Below are 21,609 nucleotides of genomic sequence, written 5' to 3' on the forward strand. Positions count from 1 at the left end.
CATGAACCACGGGAATTGAAGGTGCTTATTTATTTCTTGCGAAAACGATCATAGAAGTATTTGCTGACTAAAGCCACGATCGCGAAAAATGCTAAGGTATATCCGAAGATCCCCATCTGATGGACGAAGGCTCCTTGTTGCGGGCTGGCGACCACCAATAAGGAAGAGCCAAGGATGACCGCAGCTAGAATAATACCGATCACCAGTCGATTGACCATCTGATCAAAGCGGTCCAATAGCTGTTTTTGTTCGCGAATCTCTAGATTCAATCGGTGTTTACCAGTCGCAAACGTGTCTAAGACAGCCAAGGTCCGATCAGGAAGATGGCTAAGTGCCCGCAAGCTTTTTGCGGTTGCCAAGGCGCTTTTTTTCACCTCGTCTTCAATACTCAGCTGCTGCAGGAAATATTTTTGTGCAAAAGGCTGAGTGACTTCCATCATTGATAATTCGGGATCTAAGGCTTTGATCACACCTTCCAAGGTACCAAAAGCCTTGATCAGCAAGGTGATGTCTCGATGCATCTGCAGTTGGTTATCATGGCAGATCGTGATGACTTCCGCCATCACTTTTTGCAAGTCGATATCCTTTAGCGGCATATTATAGTAGTTTTCAACAAATTTTTGCAGGTCTTGGTAGAAGGCGACTTCGTCAAAGGAACTGCCGCTGCTGTTGCACAACCGCAAGACGGCTTTACCGACCTCTTGGGTGTCTTGGGTATAAAGAGCAATCAACGCATCGGCTAAACGGCTGCGTAAAGACTGATCCAAATGACCCATCATCCCAAAGTCCAAGAAAATCACTTGGTAAGGCGGCATGACAGCTTCTTCTTGCCATTTCAACGAATAATCGACCCCGCCGAGGACACCGACGCGCTGCTTGACCTGAAATGGTTGTGGGCGGTTGGCTTGATCCGTGAAGACATGCAAGAAAAGATTGCCAGGATGTGGATCAGCGTGAAAGAAGCCATCTTCAAAGACTTGTTTCATAAAGTTTTCGACTAATAGCGTCCCCACTTGTTTTTTCACTGCTTTAACGGACTGATTGTCATAAACGATGTCTTGATTTTTGCGGGTCAGTAAGCAATTCAAGCTTTCACCTGCCATGTAATCCATGACTAATACTTTTTGGGTACACCATTCGGGATAAACTTTTGGCAATGCCAACTGCGGGTCTTGGTGATTGTTGCGGTAGAATTCCTGTGCATTTTTCATCTCTTGCAAAAAATTCGTTTCATCGGCAAGTGATCGTCGGACTTCGCTTAGCACGCTTTTTAAATCCACCACATTGGCTTCTGGAATTGCGCGAACCAATGGCAGTGCTTTTTCAAAAAGATCGAGATCCACTTGAATTGCCGTAATGATCCCTGGATGCTGCACTTTGACGATTACTTCTTTGCCGCTGAGCAAGTTTGCTCGATGGGCTTGTCCGATGGAAGCTGAGGCGACTGGAATTTCATCAAAATCGGAAAACACTTCCGTTAGCGGTTGCTGCAGTTCTGTTTCCAGCAGTGCTTTGACCTTGGGAAATGGATCGCTTTTGACATTGTCCTGCAGCTGCTTGAATTCATCGACAAAGGTGCTGGAAAGCAGATCATTGCGGACCGAAAGCATCTGCCCGATTTTGATAAATGTTGGTCCTAATTCTTCAAACGCTTGACGCACCATTTCGGGGTGCTGCTGTTTGCTGATATTTTGAACGACTTTGTATTTCAAAAAGACTTGAACGATTTGTTTTAATCGTCCTTTTCTAGAAGGAGCGGTTTGTTCTGTCATAGGTCCCACCTCTTTAAACGTGCCGTGATATATTCATAGTACTGACAAAATGAAAAACATTCAACTAACGACTGTGTAAGCTTAAAGAAATTTCTGCAAGATTTAATGCCGGTTGGTCGATTTTGTGCTAAAATGTGGAAGACTTAGTTTGGTAGAATCAATGAATACAGGAGGAAATTCTTTTGAAAATCATTTTATTATACGGGGGACGCAGTGCAGAACATGAGGTATCACTGTTATCCGCTTTTTCAGTTGTTAATGCTGTATATTATAATTACTACCAAGTTCAATTAGTAATGATCACCAAAGAAGGACGCTGGTTAAAAGGCCCATTATTGACTGAGGCGCCAACGTCTCCAGATACTTTGGCATTGACCAATGAAGAAACCAAAGGGGAAGAAATTTCACCTGGGGCAATCTACGAAGAAGACGCGATCGTCTTTCCTTTACTTCACGGACCAAATGGCGAAGACGGCACGATCCAAGGGTTTTTAGAAACCATCGGAATGCCTTATGTCGGAGCCGGTGTCTTGACTAGTGCCTGTGGGATGGACAAAATCATGACCAAGTATATCTTGCAAGCTGCGGGGATTCCGCAAGTTCCCTATGTACCAGTCTTGAAAAATGCGTGGAAAGAAAATCCGAAAAAGATTTTCGATCAATGTGAAGGTAGTCTGCTTTATCCAATGTTTGTCAAACCTGCCAACATGGGCTCAAGTGTCGGTATCTCGAAAGCCGAGAACCGTGAAGAACTGCAAAATGCGCTACAAGAAGCGTATCGCTACGATACCCGAGCGATCGTTGAACAAGGAATCGAAGCCCGTGAGATCGAAGTAGCCGTTCTTGGAAACGAAGACGTTCGGACCACAATGCCGGGAGAAATTGTAAAAGATGTTGCCTTTTATGATTACAATTCCAAATACATTGACAACCGAATCGAGATGCAGATTCCTGCACAAATTCCAGAAGAAACACAAGCCAAAGCCCAAGAGTTTGCGAAAAAAGCCTATACGATGTTAGGCGGCAGCGGATTGAGCCGTTGTGATTTCTTTTTGACCAATAAAAATGAGCTCTTTTTAAATGAGCTGAACACGATGCCAGGGTTCACTGAATTCAGCATGTACCCACTGCTATGGGAGAAGACCGGTTTGCCTTATGGGGATTTGATCGAAGAATTGATCCAATTAGGGATGAATCGTTTCAATCAAAGACGTTCGTTCTTGACCAATGTAGAAGCAACAGAAAAAGAAGCAGAAAACGAAGCAGAATAAATAGCAGGAAGAAAGCCAGCTCTACTCAAGGAAAATACTTGAAGCGATCTTGTGCTTTCTTTTTTTAGGAAAAAGGAGCGAACCTGATGAATTTTACTGTAAAAGAAGCCGCTGCCGTATTTGGTCAGCAAATTAAAAATGAAACACCACTTGCCTCTGTGGAATTCGACAGCCGTCTGATCAAAGAAAACAGTCTTTTTGTTCCCTTAGCGGGGACCCGTGACGGACATGAATTTGCCCAACAAGCCAAAGACAATGGTGCGATCGCGACATTGTGGAGTCATCCCACCATCCAACCACCGCAAGGCATCCTTGTGATCCCCGTCACGGATACTGTCAAAGCGTTCCAACAGTTAGCACGAGCCTACAAAGAAAAACTTGCGCCAAAAATCATCGCTATTACCGGAAGTAATGGGAAAACAACCACAAAAGATATGGTAGACGCGGTTATGGCACAAAAATACCAGACCTACAAAACTCAAGGTAACCATAACAATGAACTAGGCGTGCCTTTGACTATCTTGCATGCACCAGAAGATACGCAAGTGTTGATTTTAGAAATGGGAATGGACCATGCAGGAGAGATCGAAGTCCTTTCGCGCTTAGCAGAACCTGATGCAGCGGCGATCACTTTGATTGGCGAAGCCCACATTGAAAACTTAGGGTCCAGAGAAGGGATCGCCAAAGCCAAAATGGAGATCACCGCAGGATTGAAAAAAGACGGCTTCTTTATGATTCCGGCGGATGAACCATTGTTAGACCCCTTTGTTCCTAACTTGACGCAGACCATTGAAACTTTTGGCTTAACAGAGGGAGATCTGCAAGGAGACATCGTAGAGGAATCGCAAGATCAAACGATTTTTACGGTAGCAGGTACGACTTTTACCTTACCGGTATTAGGCGGTTATAATGTCAAAAATGCCTTGATCGCGATTGGGTTAGGACGTCATTTTGGTGTATCAAATGAAGCCATCAAGGAGGGATTGGCGCATTTTCAATTAACGAAAAATCGGACCCAATGGGTGACTGCCGGTAATGGAGCAGCGATTTTGAGCGATATTTACAATGCCAATCCGACGGCCATGGGTCTCGTATTGGATAGTTTCCGCAAATTGCCGTTAGAAGGAAGACGGATCGCCGTATTGGCAGATATGCTTGAATTAGGACCAGATTCTGCACAAATGCACGAGCAGATGGCCGCACATTTAGATGACTCGTTCCAGCTAGTTTTCCTTTATGGCAAAGAAATGCAAGCATTGCAAAAACGACTAGCTCAGTCACCACTGGCTGACAAGGTGCGCTATTTTGCGACAGATGAAAAACCACAACTGATCGCCTCCTTAAAGGAAACTTTAGAACCTTCCGACAGCTTGGTAATCAAAGGGAGCAATGGCATGGGCTTGAGCGAAGTCGTTGATGCACTAAAAGGAATGTAAAGCGGAGTTGAAATCTTGCTGAAACTTTCAAAACGTGTTATACTTATCTAACGCCGAAAGATGAAGCACAGAATGATTACTGTAAAAAACATTGACGTTTTGAGATAAAATGATGGCTGAGACAAACAACACTTGTTTTAGCCTTTTATAATGCCTTCGTGAAGCGGTTTTTCGGTACCGAGAGAAAGATAAGAGTAAATGGGACTACTCTTGTGTTTCTGAAGAACTAACCTACGCTTCGATGATAGAAAAACAGGCATCGAAAAGATGACCAGCCTAGGAGGATCCATTTGAAATTTAAAGATCTAGAATTATCCAACGAATTATTGACTTCTGTTGAGCGTGCCGGCTTTGAAGAAGCAACACCCATCCAAGAAGCAACGATTCCATTAGCCTTAGCAGGCAAAGACGTGATCGGTCAAGCACAGACCGGTACTGGTAAAACCGCCGCATTTGGTTTGCCAATGTTAGAAAAAATCGACCCAGCGAACCATCAACTACAAGGATTAGTGATTGCCCCAACCCGTGAATTAGCGATCCAAACCCAAGAAGAATTGTATCGTCTTGGTAAAGACAAAAAAATTCGCGTTCAAGCAGTTTACGGTGGAGCCGATATCGGCCGTCAAATCCGTCAATTAAAAGATCGTCCCCATATCGTAGTTGGTACGCCAGGACGTATGTTAGACCATATCAACCGCCACACCTTAAAATTAGGTACGGTTGAAACGCTTGTATTAGATGAAGCAGACGAAATGTTGAACATGGGCTTCTTGGAAGATATTGAAAAAATCATCAGCCAAGTGCCAGATGTTCGTCAAACGTTGCTATTTTCAGCAACAATGCCGCCAGCAATCAAAAATATCGGCGTGAAATTCATGAAAGAGCCTGAACATGTTCAAATCAAAGCCAAAGAAATGACCGCTGATTTGATTGATCAATACTATGTTCGCTCAAAAGATTACGAAAAATTCGATGTCATGACTCGTTTGTTGGATGTGCAATCACCTGAATTGACGATCGTTTTCGGTCGTACGAAACGTCGCGTTGATGAATTGGCACGTGGTTTAGAAGCCCGTGGCTACAAAGCTGAAGGCATTCACGGGGACCTTTCTCAACAAAAACGGATGAGCGTTTTGCGTTCATTTAAGAGTGGTCAATTAGATATCTTAGTTGCCACAGACGTAGCAGCTCGCGGATTAGATATTTCTGGTGTTACACACGTTTACAACTACGATATCCCTCAAGATCCTGAAAGCTATGTTCATCGGATCGGACGTACAGGTCGTGCCGGAAAAGGCGGAATGTCAGTGACTTTCGTTACACCAAACGAAATGAGCTACTTGCATGTCATTGAAAACTTAACGAAAAAACGGATGACACCAATGCGCCCACCAACCGAAAAAGAAGCATTTAAAGGTCAATTAGGTGCCGCAATCGAAGCCGTTGAAACAAAATTGGATGAAAATGGTTTGGATAAATACTTGCAAGCAGCCGACGATCTTTTGGAACGTTATTCTGCACAAGATTTAGCAGCACTGCTTCTAAAAACAATGGCGAAAGATCCAGCTGATTTAGAACCAGTCAAAATCACACCAGAACGCCCATTACCTCAAGGAAAAAAATCATTCAATAAAAACGGACGTCGCAGCAATAACAGCAATGGCGGCAATCGTAACCGTAAAGAAAACGGTGGGAACCGTGGCGGCGGCAACGGCAATAAAGCCCGTGGTAACTATTCAAAAGATGGTGCCCGTAAAAACAATCGCCGTAGCAACGACAAAAAACGCGGTTTCGTAATCAGAAATAACCAAGACTAATTAAGTTTGTGGACCTTGTAAGGAAACTTGCAAGGTCTTTTTTTATATAAAAAACAAATATGAGCGATTGAAAATCTTAATCTCCGTATAAACTCGTCAGATTTGAATGGTAATTCGCCATTTTTTTGGTAGAATGGTAACTAGCTGAACAAGGGGTATTTCCAATTTGGAAAACCCTATCTTAGGTGAAGGTAGAGAAAAGAATGATCAAAGGAATCGGGATCGATGCAGTCGAGCTGCCTCGAATGAAAGAATTAATTGAAAAAAAACCTCAGTTTATAACGCGTATTTTAACAGAGAAGGAAGCAAAATTATTTGCACGTTTGCCTCTGAAACGTCAGGTAGAGTTCCTTGGTGGGCGCTATGCCTGCAAAGAAGCGTTCTCGAAAGCTTGGGGGACAGGGATCGGCAAAGTTTCTTTTCATGATATTGAAGTCTTGACCAATGAATTCGGTGCACCGATCGTTACTAAAGCACCGCATCCTTTAGAAAAAACGTTTGTCAGTATCACCCATACAAATGATACTGCTTTTGCACAAATTATTTTAGAAGTATTAGATAGTGAATAAACCAAGTTGAAGTAGTCTGTCAGTCAAGAAGACTTTGATACTTCATGGACGAACAGCCGACTACATAAAACCAACTTAATTTGTTCATCTGATCAAGCACTAGTAGAAAGAAGGAACTGGAAATGGTGGTTGCTTACCATAGACCAACGAAAGCGATAATTGATACAACTGCGATTACCGAAAACATCAAACATGAGATTGCTCACTTACCAAGCGAGACATTTCTTTTTGCGGTGGTCAAAGCGAATGGTTACGGACACGGAGCGGTTCAAACCGCTCTTGCAGCCAAAGAAGGCGGCGCAGATGGTTTTTGCGTTGCGACGATCGATGAAGCGATCGAATTGAGAGAAGCAGGGATCACTGACCCGATTTTGATCTTAGGTGTCGTGAACGTGTGTGATATTTCCTTGCTGACGACCTATGATTTGTCATTTCCAGTCGCTTCGGTGGACTGGTTGATAGAAGCAGGCGCTTATTTAGAGGAGAACCCTCTAAATAAGCCGCTTAAAGTGCATATCAAGGTGGATACTGGTATGGGGAGAATCGGCTTTTTGACTGCCGAAGAAGTGCGCCAAGCCGTTCTTTGGTTAGAAGATCACCCCTCTTTTGAGTGGGAAGGGATCTTTACCCATTTCTCCACAGCGGATCAAGCAGACACGAGCTATTGGGAAACCCAGCACCAACGTTTTAAAGAAGTCTTAACTGTTTTGCCTTATTTGCCGACATATATACATACAGGCAATAGCGCAACCTCTTTATGGCACAAAGAAGCAGTAGGAAATATGGTCCGTTTTGGGATCGCAATGTATGGGTTGAACCCATCAGGTCATGCGCTGAGCGAACCATTTTCCTTAAAACCTGCGCTTTCGCTCGTTTCTGAACTGATACAAGTGAAATTACTTGAAAAAGGAGCGGGGATTGGCTATGGTGAAACATATATCACTCCACGTCAGGAATGGATCGGCACCGTGCCTATCGGTTATGCTGACGGCTGGTTACGAAAAATGCAAGGCTTCTCGATCTTAGTAGAAGGCGAGCGTTGTGAGATCGTCGGTCGAGTGTGTATGGATCAATTGATGATTCGTTTGCCGCGGGCATTTGCTGTCGGTACACCAGTCACGTTGATTGGTGAGAATCATGGGAAACGAATTACGATGCAGGATGTTGCAGACCAGTTAGAAACGATTCACTATGAAGTAGCGTGCACCCTCTCAGCAAGGGTTCCGCGAGAATATAAAAGTTAGGGTGGTCCTATGGTAAAAAGGGGAGATATTTATTTTGCCGATCTTTCACCAGTCGTTGGATCGGAGCAGGGCGGAATACGACCGGTCTTGATCATTCAAAATGACTTGGGCAATCACTTCAGTCCCACCGTGATCATTGCGGCGATCACGGCAAAAATGGCGAAGCCGAAATTACCAACCCACATTGGGATTTCCGCTTCTTGCACAGGGATTGGCAAAGACTCCGTCATTTTGATGGAACAGATTCGCACGATCGACAAAAGCCGTTTGAAAGAAAAGGTTTGTCACTTAGATGATAAAGTGATGTGTGAAGTCGATGCTGCCTTGATGATCAGTATTGGTGTTGAGCCGACTTTTGCCACATCAACGATCGAGGTGTAAATCTGTCAATGGGGTATGTAGTATTAATAGCAGTTGTCATTTTATTGAGTTTCTTTACGTATAAACATATTCGCCGTTTTCTTTCAGAAACAAAAAAGCGCAACGAAACCATGGAACAAGGATATTATCTTGTGAGTCATACATATGAAGAAAAGCGGGAACAGACACATTATTACGGCGTTTTTCAGCAGGGAGACAAAGAGCTGATACTAGAAATGTCGTTACAACTTTATTTGCAACTGCAGCCGCCGCAACGGGGCATGTTGACTGCCAAAGAAGGCAAAGTACTTTCTTTTGAAATGTGATCATGTAATGAAAGTAACGCGCACCAGGAAACAGCCCCCTCATGAAAACAAGCAGGAAAGAGCCGCTCCGTTTCGTACATCGGAGCAGGTTCTGCCACTGCTTGTTTTTTTCATGCAGGTCTTTGTGAGAGGTTTCCTATGGATTCAGATTCAATGAATGGAAGAAAGAGCATCTTCAAAAAAGAGGAATACCACAAAAGCGTGCGGCTAGAATGCTTTGAAGATCAGGTAATGTACGGTTGCTTTTCACAAAGAATTCAGTTATAGTATGTAGCGACTAGTTTGAAAAGAGGGAAAAAAGTGAACCCATCGATTTATGGACTTACCAAATCAGATTTATCTTTGTGGATAACTGAACAAAATGAAAAGAAATTCCGTGCCAACCAAGTGTGGGAGTGGCTCTATGAAAAACGAGTAACCAGCTTTGAAGAAATGACCAATCTACCGAAACCTTTGATTGAGAAACTGTCGGCAGCCTTTGTGATCAATCCCCTGAAACAGATGGTGGTACAAGAAGCCAGTGACGGAACCGTCAAGTATTTATTCCAATTGCCAGACAATCACATGATTGAAACGGTCTTGATGCGTCAAGAATATGGCATGTCCGTTTGTGTGACGACCCAAGTCGGCTGCAACATCGGCTGTACGTTTTGTGCCAGTGGGTTATTAAAGAAGCAACGAGACTTAACGGCAGGCGAGATCGTGGCTCAAATCATGTTAGTACAACACTATTTTGATGAACGCAATGAAGGGGAACGAGTCTCTCACGTGGTGGTTATGGGGATTGGCGAACCCTTTGATAACTATGACAATGTGATGCATTTCTTACAGATCATCAATGACCCGAAAGGCTTAGCGATCGGCGCGCGGCATATTACTGTGTCAACCAGCGGCTTAGCGCATAAAATTAGAGAGTTTGCGGAGAACGGCTTGCAAGTGAACCTAGCGATTTCGCTGCATGCCCCAAATAACGAAGTCAGAACCTCCATGATGCGGATCAATCGGAGTTTCCCGATTGAGAAGCTGATGGCAGCGGTCGACTATTATTTAGAAAAAACCAATCGTCGGATCACGTTTGAGTACATCATGCTGGATCATGTCAATGACCGGCCAGAACATGCCCGTCAGTTGGCAGCTTTATTGAAGGATAAAAAGAAATTGTCCTACGTCAACTTGATCCCATATAACCCAGTGAATGAACATGACCAATACGCTCGAAGTAAAAAAGCGGATGTGTTAGCCTTTTATGACATTTTAAAGAAAAACGGCATCAATTGCGTGATTCGTAAAGAACATGGGACAGATATCGACGCAGCTTGCGGACAGCTGCGAAGCAAACAAATGAAAAAAGAAGCCTCCGCTTCTTAAACGTAAAAAGCAAAAGAAGGACTGCACAAGCGCAGTTCTTCTTTTTGTTATTTACTATCTAAGTAATTAAAAAACGTATTAAAGAAAGCGTATTCCTCGAAAGAAAATTCAAAAAACATTGTTTTACAAGAAAAAAATAGATTATACTAAAAGCTGGTATCCATTAAAAATAACTTATCGTGAAAGGATGATTTGATGGAATGGATTAAATTAATTGGTATTCTAGTTATTTTAGTCGGCTTTTTGCTGAAGCTAGATACTATTGCTGTCGTAATCGTTGCTGGTTTTGTCACCGCGCTTGTGTCGGGGATTTCTGTTGTTGATTTTTTAACAATGTTAGGAGAAGCGTTTGTCAATAATCGACTCGTTACACTGTTCTTACTGACACTACCGATGGTCGGCTTGTCAGAACGTTTTGGCTTGAAGCAGCAAGCAGTCATATTGATTGAAAAGATCAAAGGCTTAACACCAGGGAAGTTCTTGAGCTTGTACTTGTTTATTCGAGAACTTGCTGGCTTTTTCTCTATTCGGATCCAAGGACATACACAATTTATCCGCCCGATCGTTAACCCGATGGCGCAAGCTGCTGGGGAAAACAAATTTGGGGAACTGGATGAAAAAGATCAGGAAAAAATCAAAGCTCGGGCTGCCGCTAACGAAAACTTCGGGAATTTCTTTGCGCAAAATACCTTTGTGGCTGCTTCTGGTGTGCTATTGATCGTAGGAACATTGCAATCTCTTGGCTACGATGTGGCAGCTAGTTCGATCGCGCAAGCCTCATTGCCGATCGCATTGATCGTCTTAGTCATTGCTACGTTGTCGAACTTGCTCTTTGATCGTAAATTAGCAAAAAAATATGGCAAGAAGGAGGACAAATAGATGGAAGGAATCGTTAACGGATTACTGGAATTCTTTTATATCTTGATCGGATTGCTGTCGATCATGACGGCTGTACGGGTTTTTCGTGAAGCGGATCATCCCACCCGATTAGGCACTTCTGCCTTTTGGTTACTGCTAGGGGTCGTCTTTGCTTTCGGGAATTTCTTGCCGTATCTTGTGGACGGGATTTTGATCGTTTTGATGGGCTGTTTGACCTTCTTCAAACAAGTACAGATCGGTAAAATCGTCGACGTTGATGATGAAAAAGCAGAAGCATCGGCTAAACGGATCGGTAGTACGATCTTCGTGCCATGTATCAGTTTAGCATTGATCGCTGTAGTGATTTCTTATACGCCATTAGGAGGCCAAGTTGGAATCGGGATCGCATCGATCTTAGCACTCTTGTTGGCAGTCGTGTTGACTTCCGCTAAACCAAAAACAGTGCTAGACGATTCCGATCGGATGCTTCGTCAAGTCGGAACTGCCGGTATCTTGCCGCAGTTATTAGCAGCATTAGGTGTCATTTTTAACGCTGCTGGTGTCGGTGATGTGATTTCTCAAGGAATCTCTGGTGTCGTGCCAGAAGGCAATCGTTTTATCGGTGTCGTGGCTTACTGTTTAGGAATGATGATCTTTACTATGATTATGGGAAATGGTTTTGCGGCATTTACCGTTATTACTGCAGGCATCGGTGTGCCTTTTGTGATGGCGCAAGGCGGCGACCCAGTCGTTGCTGGTGCATTGGCAATGACCGCTGGTTTTTGTGGCACATTGCTGACTCCGATGGCAGCCAATTTCAATGCACTGCCAGTGGCCTTGTTAGAGATGAAAGACCCCAATGGTGTCATTAAAGCACAGGCCCCAATTGCTTTATTATTGTTAGTGATCCACATCGCTTTAATGTACTTTTGGGCATTTTAGTGGTAAAACAAAGAGGGAAGGATGATGGAAATGAAACTATTAATTACTGGATTTGATCCATTTGGCGGAGAAGCAATCAATCCTGCCTTAGAAGCAGTGAAATTACTGCCAGATACAATTCATGGTGCACAGATCGTGAAAGCAGAGATCCCCACTGTATTTGGGAAATCAGCAGCGATCGTCGCAGAGAAAATTGAAGAGATCCACCCAGATGTCGTTTTAAACATTGGCCAAGCGGGTGGACGGTTTGCCATCTCACCAGAACGAGTGGCGATCAATGTGGATGATGCCCGGATTCCTGATAACGAAGGCAATCAACCCGTCGATGAAGCGATCCAAACAGAAGGGAAGCCTGCTTACTTCACACAACTGCCGATCAAAGCAATGGTAGAAAACATGAAAAAAGCAGGAATACCTGCAGCCGTTTCTAATACTGCTGGAACCTTCGTCTGCAACCACATCATGTATCAAGTACAATACATGATCGATACAAAATACCCTGAAATGAAGGGCGGTTTTATCCACGTGCCGTTTATTCCTCAGCAAGTCGTCGATAAAGCAGGACAGCCTGCAATGAGCATCGAAGACATTGCCAAAGGATTGACTGCAGCGGTGGAAGCCATCGTTGATTATGCCGACAAAGAAGATCTAAAAGCAATTGGCGGCGCGATCCATTAATCATTGAAGGACATCCTTTCGGGGGTGCAACAATCGTCTTTAAGGCGAGAAGACCTGATCAGCAAGCATGCGATCAGGTCTTTTTTTGGCCTGTTTTGATAAAAATCATTGGCGATTTCTGTATGTTTACCCTTCTATCAGACATTTCTCATTTTGACGGGTCAAATGAAAAAGAAAGACAGAAAACGAATGTAATTTACATTTAACCATGTTTTTTTATTATTTTTTTTGCTTTGTTTCTTATAAATAAAGAAAGGAAAAATAGCATTTAACGAATGTTTGATGAGAGTAAGGTAAGTAAATACCAAGAAAACTTTCTGCCAGAGGTGTTTTTTATCGAAAAAAGGATTGCTTTTTTAATAATTATTAATTAAAATCTTATCTAACTTCAGAAATCGCATGATTATTCTGAAAATTAATTCAATTAAGGGGTAGGACAGGATGAAAAATAAATGGGCCTATGGTTTAGTGGCTGTGTGTGGCGTGGCGTTAGCCGGTTGTACAACGGGCGGAACAAGTAGTTCAAGCAATGACACAGCAGCAAGCGGCGACAGCAGTGCAGAACAAGTGTTTAACGTAGTGGTTTCACAAGAAATGCCAAGTGCGGATCTTTCATTAGCAACCGATACGATCAGCTTCAGTGCATTGAACAATGTATATGAAGGACTGTATCGTTTGGATGCTGACAGCACACCACAACCTGCTGGAGCAGCTGAAGCAGCTGAAGTCAGCGAGGATGGACTGACTTACAAGATCAAATTACGTGAAGATGCGAAATGGTCAAATGGTGACCCTGTTACAGCAGCGGATTATGTCTATGGCTGGCAACGGACAGTCAAACCTGAAACAGCATCAGAATACGCGTATCTATTTTCACCAGTTAAGAACGCAGATGCCATCACAGCAGGCGATACGGATCCATCAGAGCTAGGCATCAAAGCAGTGGGGGATTATGAATTAGAAATCACCCTGGCAAAAGCAACACCTTACTTTGATTACTTATTAGCATTCCCATCCTTCTTCCCACAAAATCAAAAAGTGGTAGAAGAAAATGGCGATCAATATGCGTCAACCAGCGACAATGCTGTCTATAATGGACCGTTTGTCTTGACTGGGTTTGATGGACCAGGAACGGATACGGAATGGGCTTATGAAAAGAACGACCAATATTGGGACAAAGATACTGTTAAATTACAAACGATCAACGTAAGCGTCGTAAAAGAATCCTCAACTGCCTTGAACCTTTTCCAAGATGGACAAGCAGATGATGTCATCCTAACAGGTGAATTAGCGCAACAAATGGCTAACGATGAAGCCTTCGTTTCTCAACCAGAAGCAACGACTTCTTACCTAGAATTGAACCAACGTGATGAAGATTCACCTTTCCGTAACGAAAACTTACGTAAAGCGATCTCTTATGCGATTGATCGTGATGCCTTAGTGACATCGATCTTAGGGGATGGTTCGATTGCTTCAACTGGGTTGGTACCAGAAGGTATGACCTTCAGCCCTGGCGATCATACGGACTTCACGGAAGCAGCTGGCAGCGTCATTGAATACAATGAAGAGCAAGCCAAAGAACATTGGGAAAAAGCCAAAGAAGAATTAGGGATCGATTCATTAGAATTTGATATCTTAGCTTCTGATACAGACTCAACGAAGAAAATCATTGAGTACTTGCAAGATACGATCGAAAAAACATTGGACGGTGTGAAAGTCACGTTAAGTCCAGTACCATTCTCTGTTCGTTTGGATCGTTCAAACGCTGGTGATTTTGATACAGTAATGGGCGGTTGGGGTGCTGACTATGCCGATGCAAGTAGCTTTACTGACTTGTTTACGACAGGCAACTCATACAACCGTGGACAATGGAGCAACGAAGAATACGATGCAGCCGTTGAAGCAGCGGGTACAACCAATGCCAATGACCCTGACAAACGTTGGGAAGATCTAGTCAATGCAGAAAAAATCATTATGAATGAACAAGGTGTCATTCCAGTTTATCAAAAAGCGGAAGCACACTTACGTGCAACAAAAGTCAAAGGTGTTGTTGCTCACGCAGCGGGCGCACAATACGACTACAAGTGGACATCAATCGAATAATCACGAGTAGTTGACTTGAAATGCCGTAGAAAAGGCTGGGACAATTTCTTGTCTCAGCCTTTTGCTTCTCATTTCAATGAGTAAAACTATAAGAATGAAATTAACTAGTAGCAATCATTAAAAAGAGCAATGAAAGGAATAACAAGAAGACACCAGGCCATAACCAAAAGGCGTAGCTCTGTTTGCCGACTTGGGATAATTTCAGATAATCTGTTTTATTTTTGGAAAAAGCTTTCTTCATGGAGTATTGAAAATGGTCAAAGAAACCAGAAGCAAATACCCATAAAAAACCGCCAATGATCAAAAAGAACAGCGCCCACAAGAAAAGGGCATCTGAAAGAGCTGCTATGGAAAATTCATTTTTTATGGCTAACCATCCGCCAGAAATTGCGAGGCATAGGAGGGGTATGAGCCCACTACTTTTTTTTATTTTCATGATCTGACTCCTTTTTAATGATTCGTACTATGTTAATTTACATAATTATTGAATAGAAGTCAAAATACTTAAGGGGGAAACTGCGTGAACAGCTTTTTGAAATATTTATTGAAACGAGTGTTCTACATGGTCTTAACATTATGGCTGATTGCCACGATCACCTTTTTCTTGATGCAATTTTTGCCAGGAACACCATATACGAATGCTGAAAAATTAAGTCCAGAACAAATTGCCTTGCTAAATGAGCAAGCAGGATTGGACAAACCGATCATTACCCAATATTGGCTTTATTTGACCAATCTACTAAAAGGTGACTTTGGGATCTCTTTCCAATTTAAAAACCAGCCAGTAGCGAATTTATTATCAGGAAGAATCGGACCTTCACTGCAACTAGGACTACAAGCGATCATCTTTGGTACGTTCTTTGGGATCATTTTAGGAACGATCTCTGCAATGAAACAAAATACTTGGGTCGACACAACGTCTACCTTAGTGGCGATCTTAGGGCGTTCGATCCCTAACTTTGTCTTTGCCGTTTTGCTGCAATATATTTTTGCCATCAAACTAGGGATCTTGCCGATTGCCAAGTGGGAGACCTTTGCCAGCACGATCCTACCGACCGTCGCCTTGGCGATGTCGCCGTTAGCGGATTCCGCTAGGTTTATTCGAACCGAGATGGTGGAAGTGCTGCATAGTGATTATGTCGAGTTGGCACGAGCAAAAGGGTTGAGCCGCTGGGAAATCGCCTTCAAGCATGGTTTGCGGAATAGTTTGATTCCGTTATTGACGTTGTTAGGACCGCTAGCTGTCGGTTTGATGACTGGTTCCCTTGTCGTAGAAAATATTTTTGCGATCCCGGGTATCGGTGAACAGTTCGTAAAATCAATCATGACCAATGACTATCCGACGATCATGGCGGTAACGATCCTTTATTCCGCAATGTTGGTCTTTGTGATTCTTGTTGTTGATATTTTATATGGAATCGTTGATCCGCGGATCCGAGTTTCAGAAGGGAGTCGTGGCTAATGGCAGAGAAACCTTACACAGCAAATGATGTTGCTGCCATCGATGCAGCCAAATTTCAACCGTTACAAAAAAATACCAATGAAGAGCGTGAAGCGATCGCAACCCCCTCATTAACCTTTTTCCAAGATTCATGGCGTCGTTTGAAAAAGAACAAAGCCGCTGTTTTCTCAATCGTTTTGTTGCTGATCATTATTACGATCTCAATCATTACCATTTTTGTCTCGCCACATGATCCGACCGCGCAAAATGTGACCTTTACAAATCTGCCGCCGAAAATTCCCGGTATCAACATCAATGGCTTAAACGGCTATGCGATGGTGGGAGGCGAGCTAGTAGATAAGTATGCAGCTGCCAATGTACCTGACGGGACATATTTCCTTTTAGGAACGGATGGATTAGGTCGTGACTTATTGAGTCGTCTATTTGTAGGGACACGTATCTCCTTATTGATTGCGTTTATCGCAGCGATGCTAGATATCATCTTTGGTGTAACCTATGGCTTGATCTCTGGTCTTTTAGGTGGACGAATCGATAATGTGATGCAACGTTTCCTAGAAATCTTATCAGGTATTCCCAACTTAGTGGTAATGATCTTAATGCTGGTAGTTTTCGAACCTGGGATCTTCTCGATCGTGGCAGCAATGGCGATCACTAACTGGATTCCAATGGCGCGGATCGTACGGGCCCAAACAATGAAACTAAAAGATCAGGAATTCGTTTTAGCCGCAACAACGCTGGGGGAAAGCCGTCTTAAGATTGCGATGAAACACGTATTACCAAATATTTCCAGCGTGATCATCGTACAAATGATGTTCAGTATTCCCTCGGCGATTTTCTTCGAGGCCTTCCTAAGCTTTATTGGGCTAGGATTAAAACCACCTTCAGCATCTTTAGGGATGCTACTAAGCGATGGCTACAAAACCTTCTTGTTCCTGCCTTACCAAATGTGGGTACCGGCTGTGACCTTGTCTGTGATTATGATTGGGTTCAATTTGCTGGCAGACGGTTTGCGTGATGCCTTTGATCCGAAAATGAAAGAGTGATTGCTATGAAAAAAGTCTTAGAAGTGAAAAACTTAGAAATTTCTTTTGACACCTTTGCTGGGAAAGTCCAAGCGATCCGCGATGTCAGTTTCGATCTATACAAAGGAGAAACCTTGGCGATCGTGGGCGAATCCGGGAGCGGCAAGTCCGTGACAACCCGCAGTATCATGGGGTTGTTAGCCAGCAATGCCAATGTCGATAATGGCCAGATCCTCTTCAATGGGACGGACATTTTAAAAAAATCCGAAAAAGAACTGCAAAAAATCCGTGGCAAGGAAATCGCCATGATTTTCCAAGATCCAATGACTTCACTAGACCCAACGATGCCGATTGGCAAGCAAGTGGCAGAGTCATTGATGAAGCACAACAAAATCAGTAAAAAAGAAGGCTTGCGACAAGCGTTGGAACTATTGAACCTTGTCGGCATCCCGAATGCTGAGAAACGCTTGAAAAATTATCCGCATCAATTTTCTGGTGGTCAGCGGCAGCGGATCGTCATTGCGATCGCGTTGATCTGTTACCCGCAGATCTTGATTGCAGATGAACCAACGACTGCATTGGATGTAACGATCCAAGCACAAATCTTAGAGTTATTAAAAGATATCCAGAAGAAAATCAATTCGTCCATCGTCTTCATTACCCATGACTTAGGGGTCGTTGCCAATGTGGCGGATCGGGTGGCCGTGATGTACGGTGGGAAAATCGTCGAAGTGGGGACCGCAGAAGAGATCTTCTATAACCCACAACATCCATACACCTGGGGCTTGTTAGGTTCGATGCCGACGTTAGAAGGAACAGGCGATCGCTTGTACGCGATTCCTGGTTCACCTCCAGATTTGTTAGATCCGCCAACAGGTGATGCTTTTTATCCGCGGAACGAGTTTGCCTTGCAGATCGATGCTGAACAGCAACCGCCATTCTTTGACGTCTCACCGACGCACAAAGCGGCCACTTGGCTGTTAGCGCCACAAGCACCGAAAGTGACTCCGCCGGATGAGATCTTGATTCGCTGGAAAAAATTCCAAGAAAAAAATACTCAGGCATCTGTCTAAAGGAGGAGAAACGGTTGGAAAAAGTTTTACTTGAAGTAAAGAATCTCAAACAATATTTTAACGTTGGCCGCAAAGACGAAGTCAAAGCCGTCGATGATATCTCCTTCCAAATCTATGAAGGAGAAACCTTTGGTCTAGTCGGTGAATCTGGAAGCGGAAAATCGACGACTGGACGGACGGTGATTCGCTTGAATAACCCTACCGGAGGCGAAGTTCTTTTTGATGGACAAGATGTTATGAAAATCAAAGGCAAGAAACCGCTGGCTGATTTTCGCCGGGAAGTTCAAATGGTCTTCCAAGATCCTTATGCTTCCTTGAATCCACGGATGAAAGTTCGGGACATTATTGCCGAAGGGATCGATATCAACGGATTAGCCAAAAATGAAAAAGAACGCAATGATCGGGTGGATGAACTTTTGCGAACCGTCGGACTAAACCCAAGTCACGGGACCCGTTATCCCCATGAATTTTCAGGTGGACAACGTCAGCGGATCGGGATCGCCCGCGCGTTAGCTGTCGATCCAAAATTCATCATCTGTGATGAACCGATCTCGGCATTGGATGTTTCGATCCAAGCCCAAGTCGTCAACTTGCTGCAAGATCTGCAAGAAGAACATAAATTGACGTACTTGTTTATCGCCCATGATTTATCGATGGTCAAACACATCAGCGATCGGATCGGCGTGATGCACAACGGCAAACTGCTAGAAGTAGGCACCAGCGATGAAATCTATCATTACGGGGTCCATCCGTATACTGAAAGTCTTTTATCAGCAATTCCGCTGCCAGATCCTGACCATGAGCGTCAACGCAAACGGATCAAATACGTCAGCGAACCAAACGATAACCAAGAACGAGCAATGGAAGAGATCGCACCAGGACATTTCGTTTATGCCACGAAAAAAGAAGCCAAGATCTATCAAGAAAAGTTAGCACAAAAAAAGGGGAACTAGCGTCAAAGGTATAGGGAGTGTTAGGAGGAGATGAAACTGGGTGTTTTAAAAGCATACAAATTTCGGATCTATCCTAATGGACAGCAAAGACAGTTTTTCATCGAAACCTTCGGCTGTGTACGTTTTACGTACAATCAACTGCTGGAGGCAAAGATGGAGGAGCTGGCCAACAATGAAGCAAAGCAAGGGTTGACGCCAGCCAAACTAAAAAAGGAGTATCCTTTTTTGAAGGAGACCGATAGTTTGGCATTGGCGAATGCACAACGGAATCTGGACCGAGCGTTTCGAAATTACTTTCAAAAGCGGGCTGGCTTTCCAAAAATGAAAACCAAAAAAAGTATCTGGCAATCGTATACCACTAATAATCAGCAGCACACCATTTATTTTGAAGACGATCAAATCAAGCTGCCAAAGCTTAAAACATTGGTCCCAGTAAAAAAGCATCGGGCGATCAAAGGAAAGATCAAATCGGCAACGATCTCAGCAAAAAACAACGAAGAGTTTTACATCTCGATCCTTTGTTTGGAAGAGATCCCGCCATTGCCGAAGCAGCAAGCCTCTGTCGCTGTTGTTTATGATCCGCAGCAGTTGGTCAAAGCCAACCAGCCGATACCCATCACCTGTGAACATGCCATCCAAACGAAGCAAAAGCTGACGCGAGCAGAACGCAAACTTCAGGTGAAAGCGACGGCGGTCAAACGGAAGAAAATCCTTTTGACCCAGGCGCGAAATTATCAGAAGCTAAAAGGAAAGGTCGCTCGCCTTTATCGTTTTCACTGCTGTCAAAAGCGGGAATTCATCGATCAAGTCAGCTACCATCTCGTAAAACAGTACGATACGATCTATTTGGAACAAATCGCAGAAGATACGGTTTTAAAAGCTGGTCATTACAGCATCAGTGATTGGCATCAATTCGTTCGCAAAATCCAGTACAAAGCGCAGTGGTACGGCAAAGAACTGCGTTTTGTCACGTTGGATACGCAGGACCAACAGAAGCTAGAACGGCTCTCAGGCGAAATGAGCAGCTGAGCCGCTTGAACTGGAAGGAACGCCAGGGATCGCCTAGGGTATAGAAAAAATCTTTCTGATTTTTGTTTCTAGGAACCACGTTCACTAATTATGATTAACCAGCAACCCCCTGCCAAACTACGGTCTGACAGGGGGTTGTATTTTTTTTACATTTTGTCACCTAAAAATGCGTCATTTAAGCGATAGATCTTTGAGGGACGCCCGATGCCGACGGGCTTTTCGCCAACTTCCGTAAAATATTGGAGCATGGATTTTTTAAAGTTGGAATGATCGATCATTTTAAAATCGATCCCTAAAAACTTGGCGAATACTTTACGGGCTTCCGTGATCGTAAAGTCTTTGCCTAACACGAGCAGCACTTGTGGCTCGTGCTCCATCTTGTTGGCAACCCGTTTGAAAGCTTTGAGGATGATCGCGCTGTGGTCAAAAGCCAACGTATCTTTTCCAACAGAGGCGCCAGTCACTAGGTCAAGAATGATCTCGATCTCGCCGCTGGTCAAATAAATTTGATTGGCTTTTCTTTCTAAAGAGAACCAGCGTACTTGGTTCGCATCGTCACCGGCACTTAAGGGTTCTTCACCGATAAAAGCCAAATAGCTGACGGTGATCACCCAACCGCGAGGATCGCGATCTGGGGTGCTGAAGGTATGCAGCTGTTCGATGTTTTGCTTGGAGATGGTGACCCCGATCTCTTCTTGCGTCTCACGGATCACACTTTGCCCCGTCGATTCATTGGGATTGACGAAGCCTCCCGGCAATGCCCAAGAATTACGGAAAGGGTGGCCTTTTCTTTGGATCAGCGCAATTTTTAATTGTTCTTCTTCTTTGTTGTAACACATCAAAACCATATCGACGGTTACGGAAGGTTTCTCGTATTTCGGCTGATCTTGCGCCTGATACCATGTAAGAAACTCTGCTTCTGACGCTTCTTTTTCATAGTAGTGTTTTTCAGCTGATTTTGAGGTAAATTCTTTCATTGGTTTCTCCTGCCTTAGATAAAGTAAGTAGCTGAACGCGACGGTTTTCCTTAACGGAAAAAATAAGGAACGATCAAATTAAGGAAAAATAATGCGAGATAAAGCCAAGAAGACGGCGGGTGTTCTTTGAGTGCTGAATAGCCCCAAAGAGCGATCCAGAGCAAAAAAAGCACACGGAGGACTGCCATCGCTGTTGCAAAGAGCGCAGCATAATCATGGCTATTGAAGTACGCAAACAAAAAGGGGTAACTTGTGGTTGAAAAAAGCAAGTGTCCCACAGAAAGCACAGTTAAAAGCAAAAAATGCTGTTTGTTTTTTCGAGTCATAGCGTTCCTTTCTATAAGTGAAG

21 protein-coding genes are annotated in these 21,609 nt (G+C 43.6%); 17 read left to right on the forward strand and 4 right to left on the reverse strand.

Going from position 1 to position 21,609, the window contains the following annotated elements:
• Positions 1-29: 29 nt before the first annotated feature.
• A complete protein-coding gene (locus tag P0G38_RS02230) occupies positions 30-1,772 on the reverse strand; it encodes an ABC1 kinase family protein (RefSeq protein ID WP_275853964.1) in 1,743 nt (580 codons plus the stop codon).
• Between the two features lie 182 nt (positions 1,773-1,954).
• Between P0G38_RS02230 and P0G38_RS02235 the strand changes: the two genes are divergently transcribed.
• The 12 genes from P0G38_RS02235 (at position 1,955) to P0G38_RS02290 (ending at position 14,744) form a co-directional block, all read left to right on the forward strand.
• On the forward strand, positions 1,955-3,043 hold the full coding sequence (locus P0G38_RS02235; protein WP_015510426.1) for a D-alanine--D-alanine ligase: 1,089 nt from the start codon (positions 1,955-1,957) through the stop codon (positions 3,041-3,043).
• Positions 3,044-3,129: 86 nt separating this feature from the next.
• Positions 3,130-4,479 carry a UDP-N-acetylmuramoyl-tripeptide--D-alanyl-D-alanine ligase gene (locus tag P0G38_RS02240; protein WP_016609894.1) on the forward strand — a complete coding sequence of 450 codons (1,350 nt, stop codon included), beginning with the start codon at positions 3,130-3,132 and terminating at the stop codon, positions 4,477-4,479.
• A gap of 290 nt (positions 4,480-4,769) precedes the next feature.
• Complete coding sequence (gene cshA, locus P0G38_RS02245) at positions 4,770-6,296, forward strand: degradosome RNA helicase CshA (protein ID WP_121260677.1); 1,527 nt, start codon at positions 4,770-4,772, stop codon at positions 6,294-6,296.
• A 203-nt stretch (positions 6,297-6,499) separates the two neighbouring features.
• Positions 6,500-6,865 (forward strand): holo-ACP synthase, encoded by a 366-nt coding sequence (gene acpS / locus P0G38_RS02250; protein ID WP_015510424.1) that lies wholly within the window; start codon positions 6,500-6,502, stop codon positions 6,863-6,865.
• 122 nt (positions 6,866-6,987) lie between these two features.
• Positions 6,988-8,109 (forward strand): alanine racemase, encoded by a 1,122-nt coding sequence (gene alr, locus P0G38_RS02255; protein ID WP_275853965.1) that lies wholly within the window; start codon positions 6,988-6,990, stop codon positions 8,107-8,109.
• Positions 8,110-8,118: 9 nt separating this feature from the next.
• Positions 8,119-8,490 (forward strand): type II toxin-antitoxin system PemK/MazF family toxin, encoded by a 372-nt coding sequence (locus P0G38_RS02260; protein WP_005227961.1) that lies wholly within the window; start codon positions 8,119-8,121, stop codon positions 8,488-8,490.
• An 8-nt stretch (positions 8,491-8,498) separates the two neighbouring features.
• Positions 8,499-8,795, forward strand: coding sequence for a hypothetical protein (locus tag P0G38_RS02265; RefSeq protein ID WP_275853966.1), 297 nt, complete (start codon positions 8,499-8,501; stop codon positions 8,793-8,795).
• 300 nt (positions 8,796-9,095) lie between these two features.
• The gene (gene rlmN / locus P0G38_RS02270; RefSeq protein WP_275853967.1) at positions 9,096-10,163 is read left to right on the forward strand and encodes a dual-specificity RNA methyltransferase RlmN; all 1,068 of its coding nucleotides are present in this window, start codon (positions 9,096-9,098) and stop codon (positions 10,161-10,163) included.
• A 195-nt stretch (positions 10,164-10,358) separates the two neighbouring features.
• A complete protein-coding gene (locus P0G38_RS02275; RefSeq protein ID WP_010749105.1) occupies positions 10,359-11,042 on the forward strand; it encodes a DUF969 domain-containing protein in 684 nt (227 codons plus the stop codon).
• Positions 11,043-11,963 (forward strand): DUF979 domain-containing protein, encoded by a 921-nt coding sequence (locus P0G38_RS02280; RefSeq protein WP_005233677.1) that lies wholly within the window; start codon positions 11,043-11,045, stop codon positions 11,961-11,963.
• A gap of 30 nt (positions 11,964-11,993) precedes the next feature.
• A complete protein-coding gene (gene pcp, locus P0G38_RS02285; protein WP_005227979.1) occupies positions 11,994-12,641 on the forward strand; it encodes a pyroglutamyl-peptidase I in 648 nt (215 codons plus the stop codon).
• Positions 12,642-13,082: 441 nt separating this feature from the next.
• Positions 13,083-14,744, forward strand: coding sequence for a peptide ABC transporter substrate-binding protein (locus P0G38_RS02290; RefSeq protein WP_016609887.1), 1,662 nt, complete (start codon positions 13,083-13,085; stop codon positions 14,742-14,744).
• 100 nt (positions 14,745-14,844) lie between these two features.
• Here the strand turns inward: P0G38_RS02290 and P0G38_RS02295 are convergent, their stop codons facing one another.
• On the reverse strand, positions 14,845-15,180 hold the full coding sequence (locus tag P0G38_RS02295) for a DUF3899 domain-containing protein (protein WP_005227990.1): 336 nt from the start codon (positions 15,178-15,180) through the stop codon (positions 14,845-14,847).
• A gap of 84 nt (positions 15,181-15,264) precedes the next feature.
• On the opposite strand from P0G38_RS02295, the gene opp3b reads away from it, so the two are divergent.
• The 5 genes from opp3b to P0G38_RS02320 are packed head-to-tail and all read left to right on the forward strand — an operon-like array spanning position 15,265 to position 20,283.
• Entirely contained in the window at positions 15,265-16,206 is a 942-nt protein-coding gene (opp3b, locus tag P0G38_RS02300) for an oligopeptide ABC transporter permease (RefSeq protein WP_005233681.1), read from the forward strand.
• A complete protein-coding gene (locus P0G38_RS02305; protein WP_005233683.1) occupies positions 16,206-17,249 on the forward strand; it encodes an ABC transporter permease in 1,044 nt (347 codons plus the stop codon). The genes opp3b and P0G38_RS02305 overlap by 1 nt, the downstream gene beginning before the upstream one ends.
• Positions 17,249-18,301, forward strand: a complete 1,053-nt coding sequence (locus P0G38_RS02310; protein ID WP_216593164.1) for an ABC transporter ATP-binding protein — start codon at positions 17,249-17,251, stop codon at positions 18,299-18,301. Before P0G38_RS02305 ends, P0G38_RS02310 begins: the two co-directional genes overlap by 1 nt.
• Before the next feature lie 14 nt (positions 18,302-18,315).
• Complete coding sequence (locus P0G38_RS02315; RefSeq protein WP_005227998.1) at positions 18,316-19,254, forward strand: ABC transporter ATP-binding protein; 939 nt, start codon at positions 18,316-18,318, stop codon at positions 19,252-19,254.
• A gap of 30 nt (positions 19,255-19,284) precedes the next feature.
• Positions 19,285-20,283, forward strand: a complete 999-nt coding sequence (locus P0G38_RS02320; RefSeq protein ID WP_128489582.1) for an RNA-guided endonuclease TnpB family protein — start codon at positions 19,285-19,287, stop codon at positions 20,281-20,283.
• A gap of 146 nt (positions 20,284-20,429) precedes the next feature.
• Here the strand turns inward: P0G38_RS02320 and P0G38_RS02325 are convergent, their stop codons facing one another.
• Entirely contained in the window at positions 20,430-21,260 is an 831-nt protein-coding gene (locus tag P0G38_RS02325) for an NUDIX domain-containing protein (protein ID WP_005228002.1), read from the reverse strand.
• Between the two features lie 50 nt (positions 21,261-21,310).
• Entirely contained in the window at positions 21,311-21,586 is a 276-nt protein-coding gene (locus tag P0G38_RS02330; protein ID WP_005228003.1) for a hypothetical protein, read from the reverse strand.
• Positions 21,587-21,609: the final 23 nt, after the last annotated feature.

Source organism: Enterococcus casseliflavus, assembly GCF_029215545.1.
GTDB lineage: Bacteria > Bacillota > Bacilli > Lactobacillales > Enterococcaceae > Enterococcus_D > Enterococcus_D casseliflavus.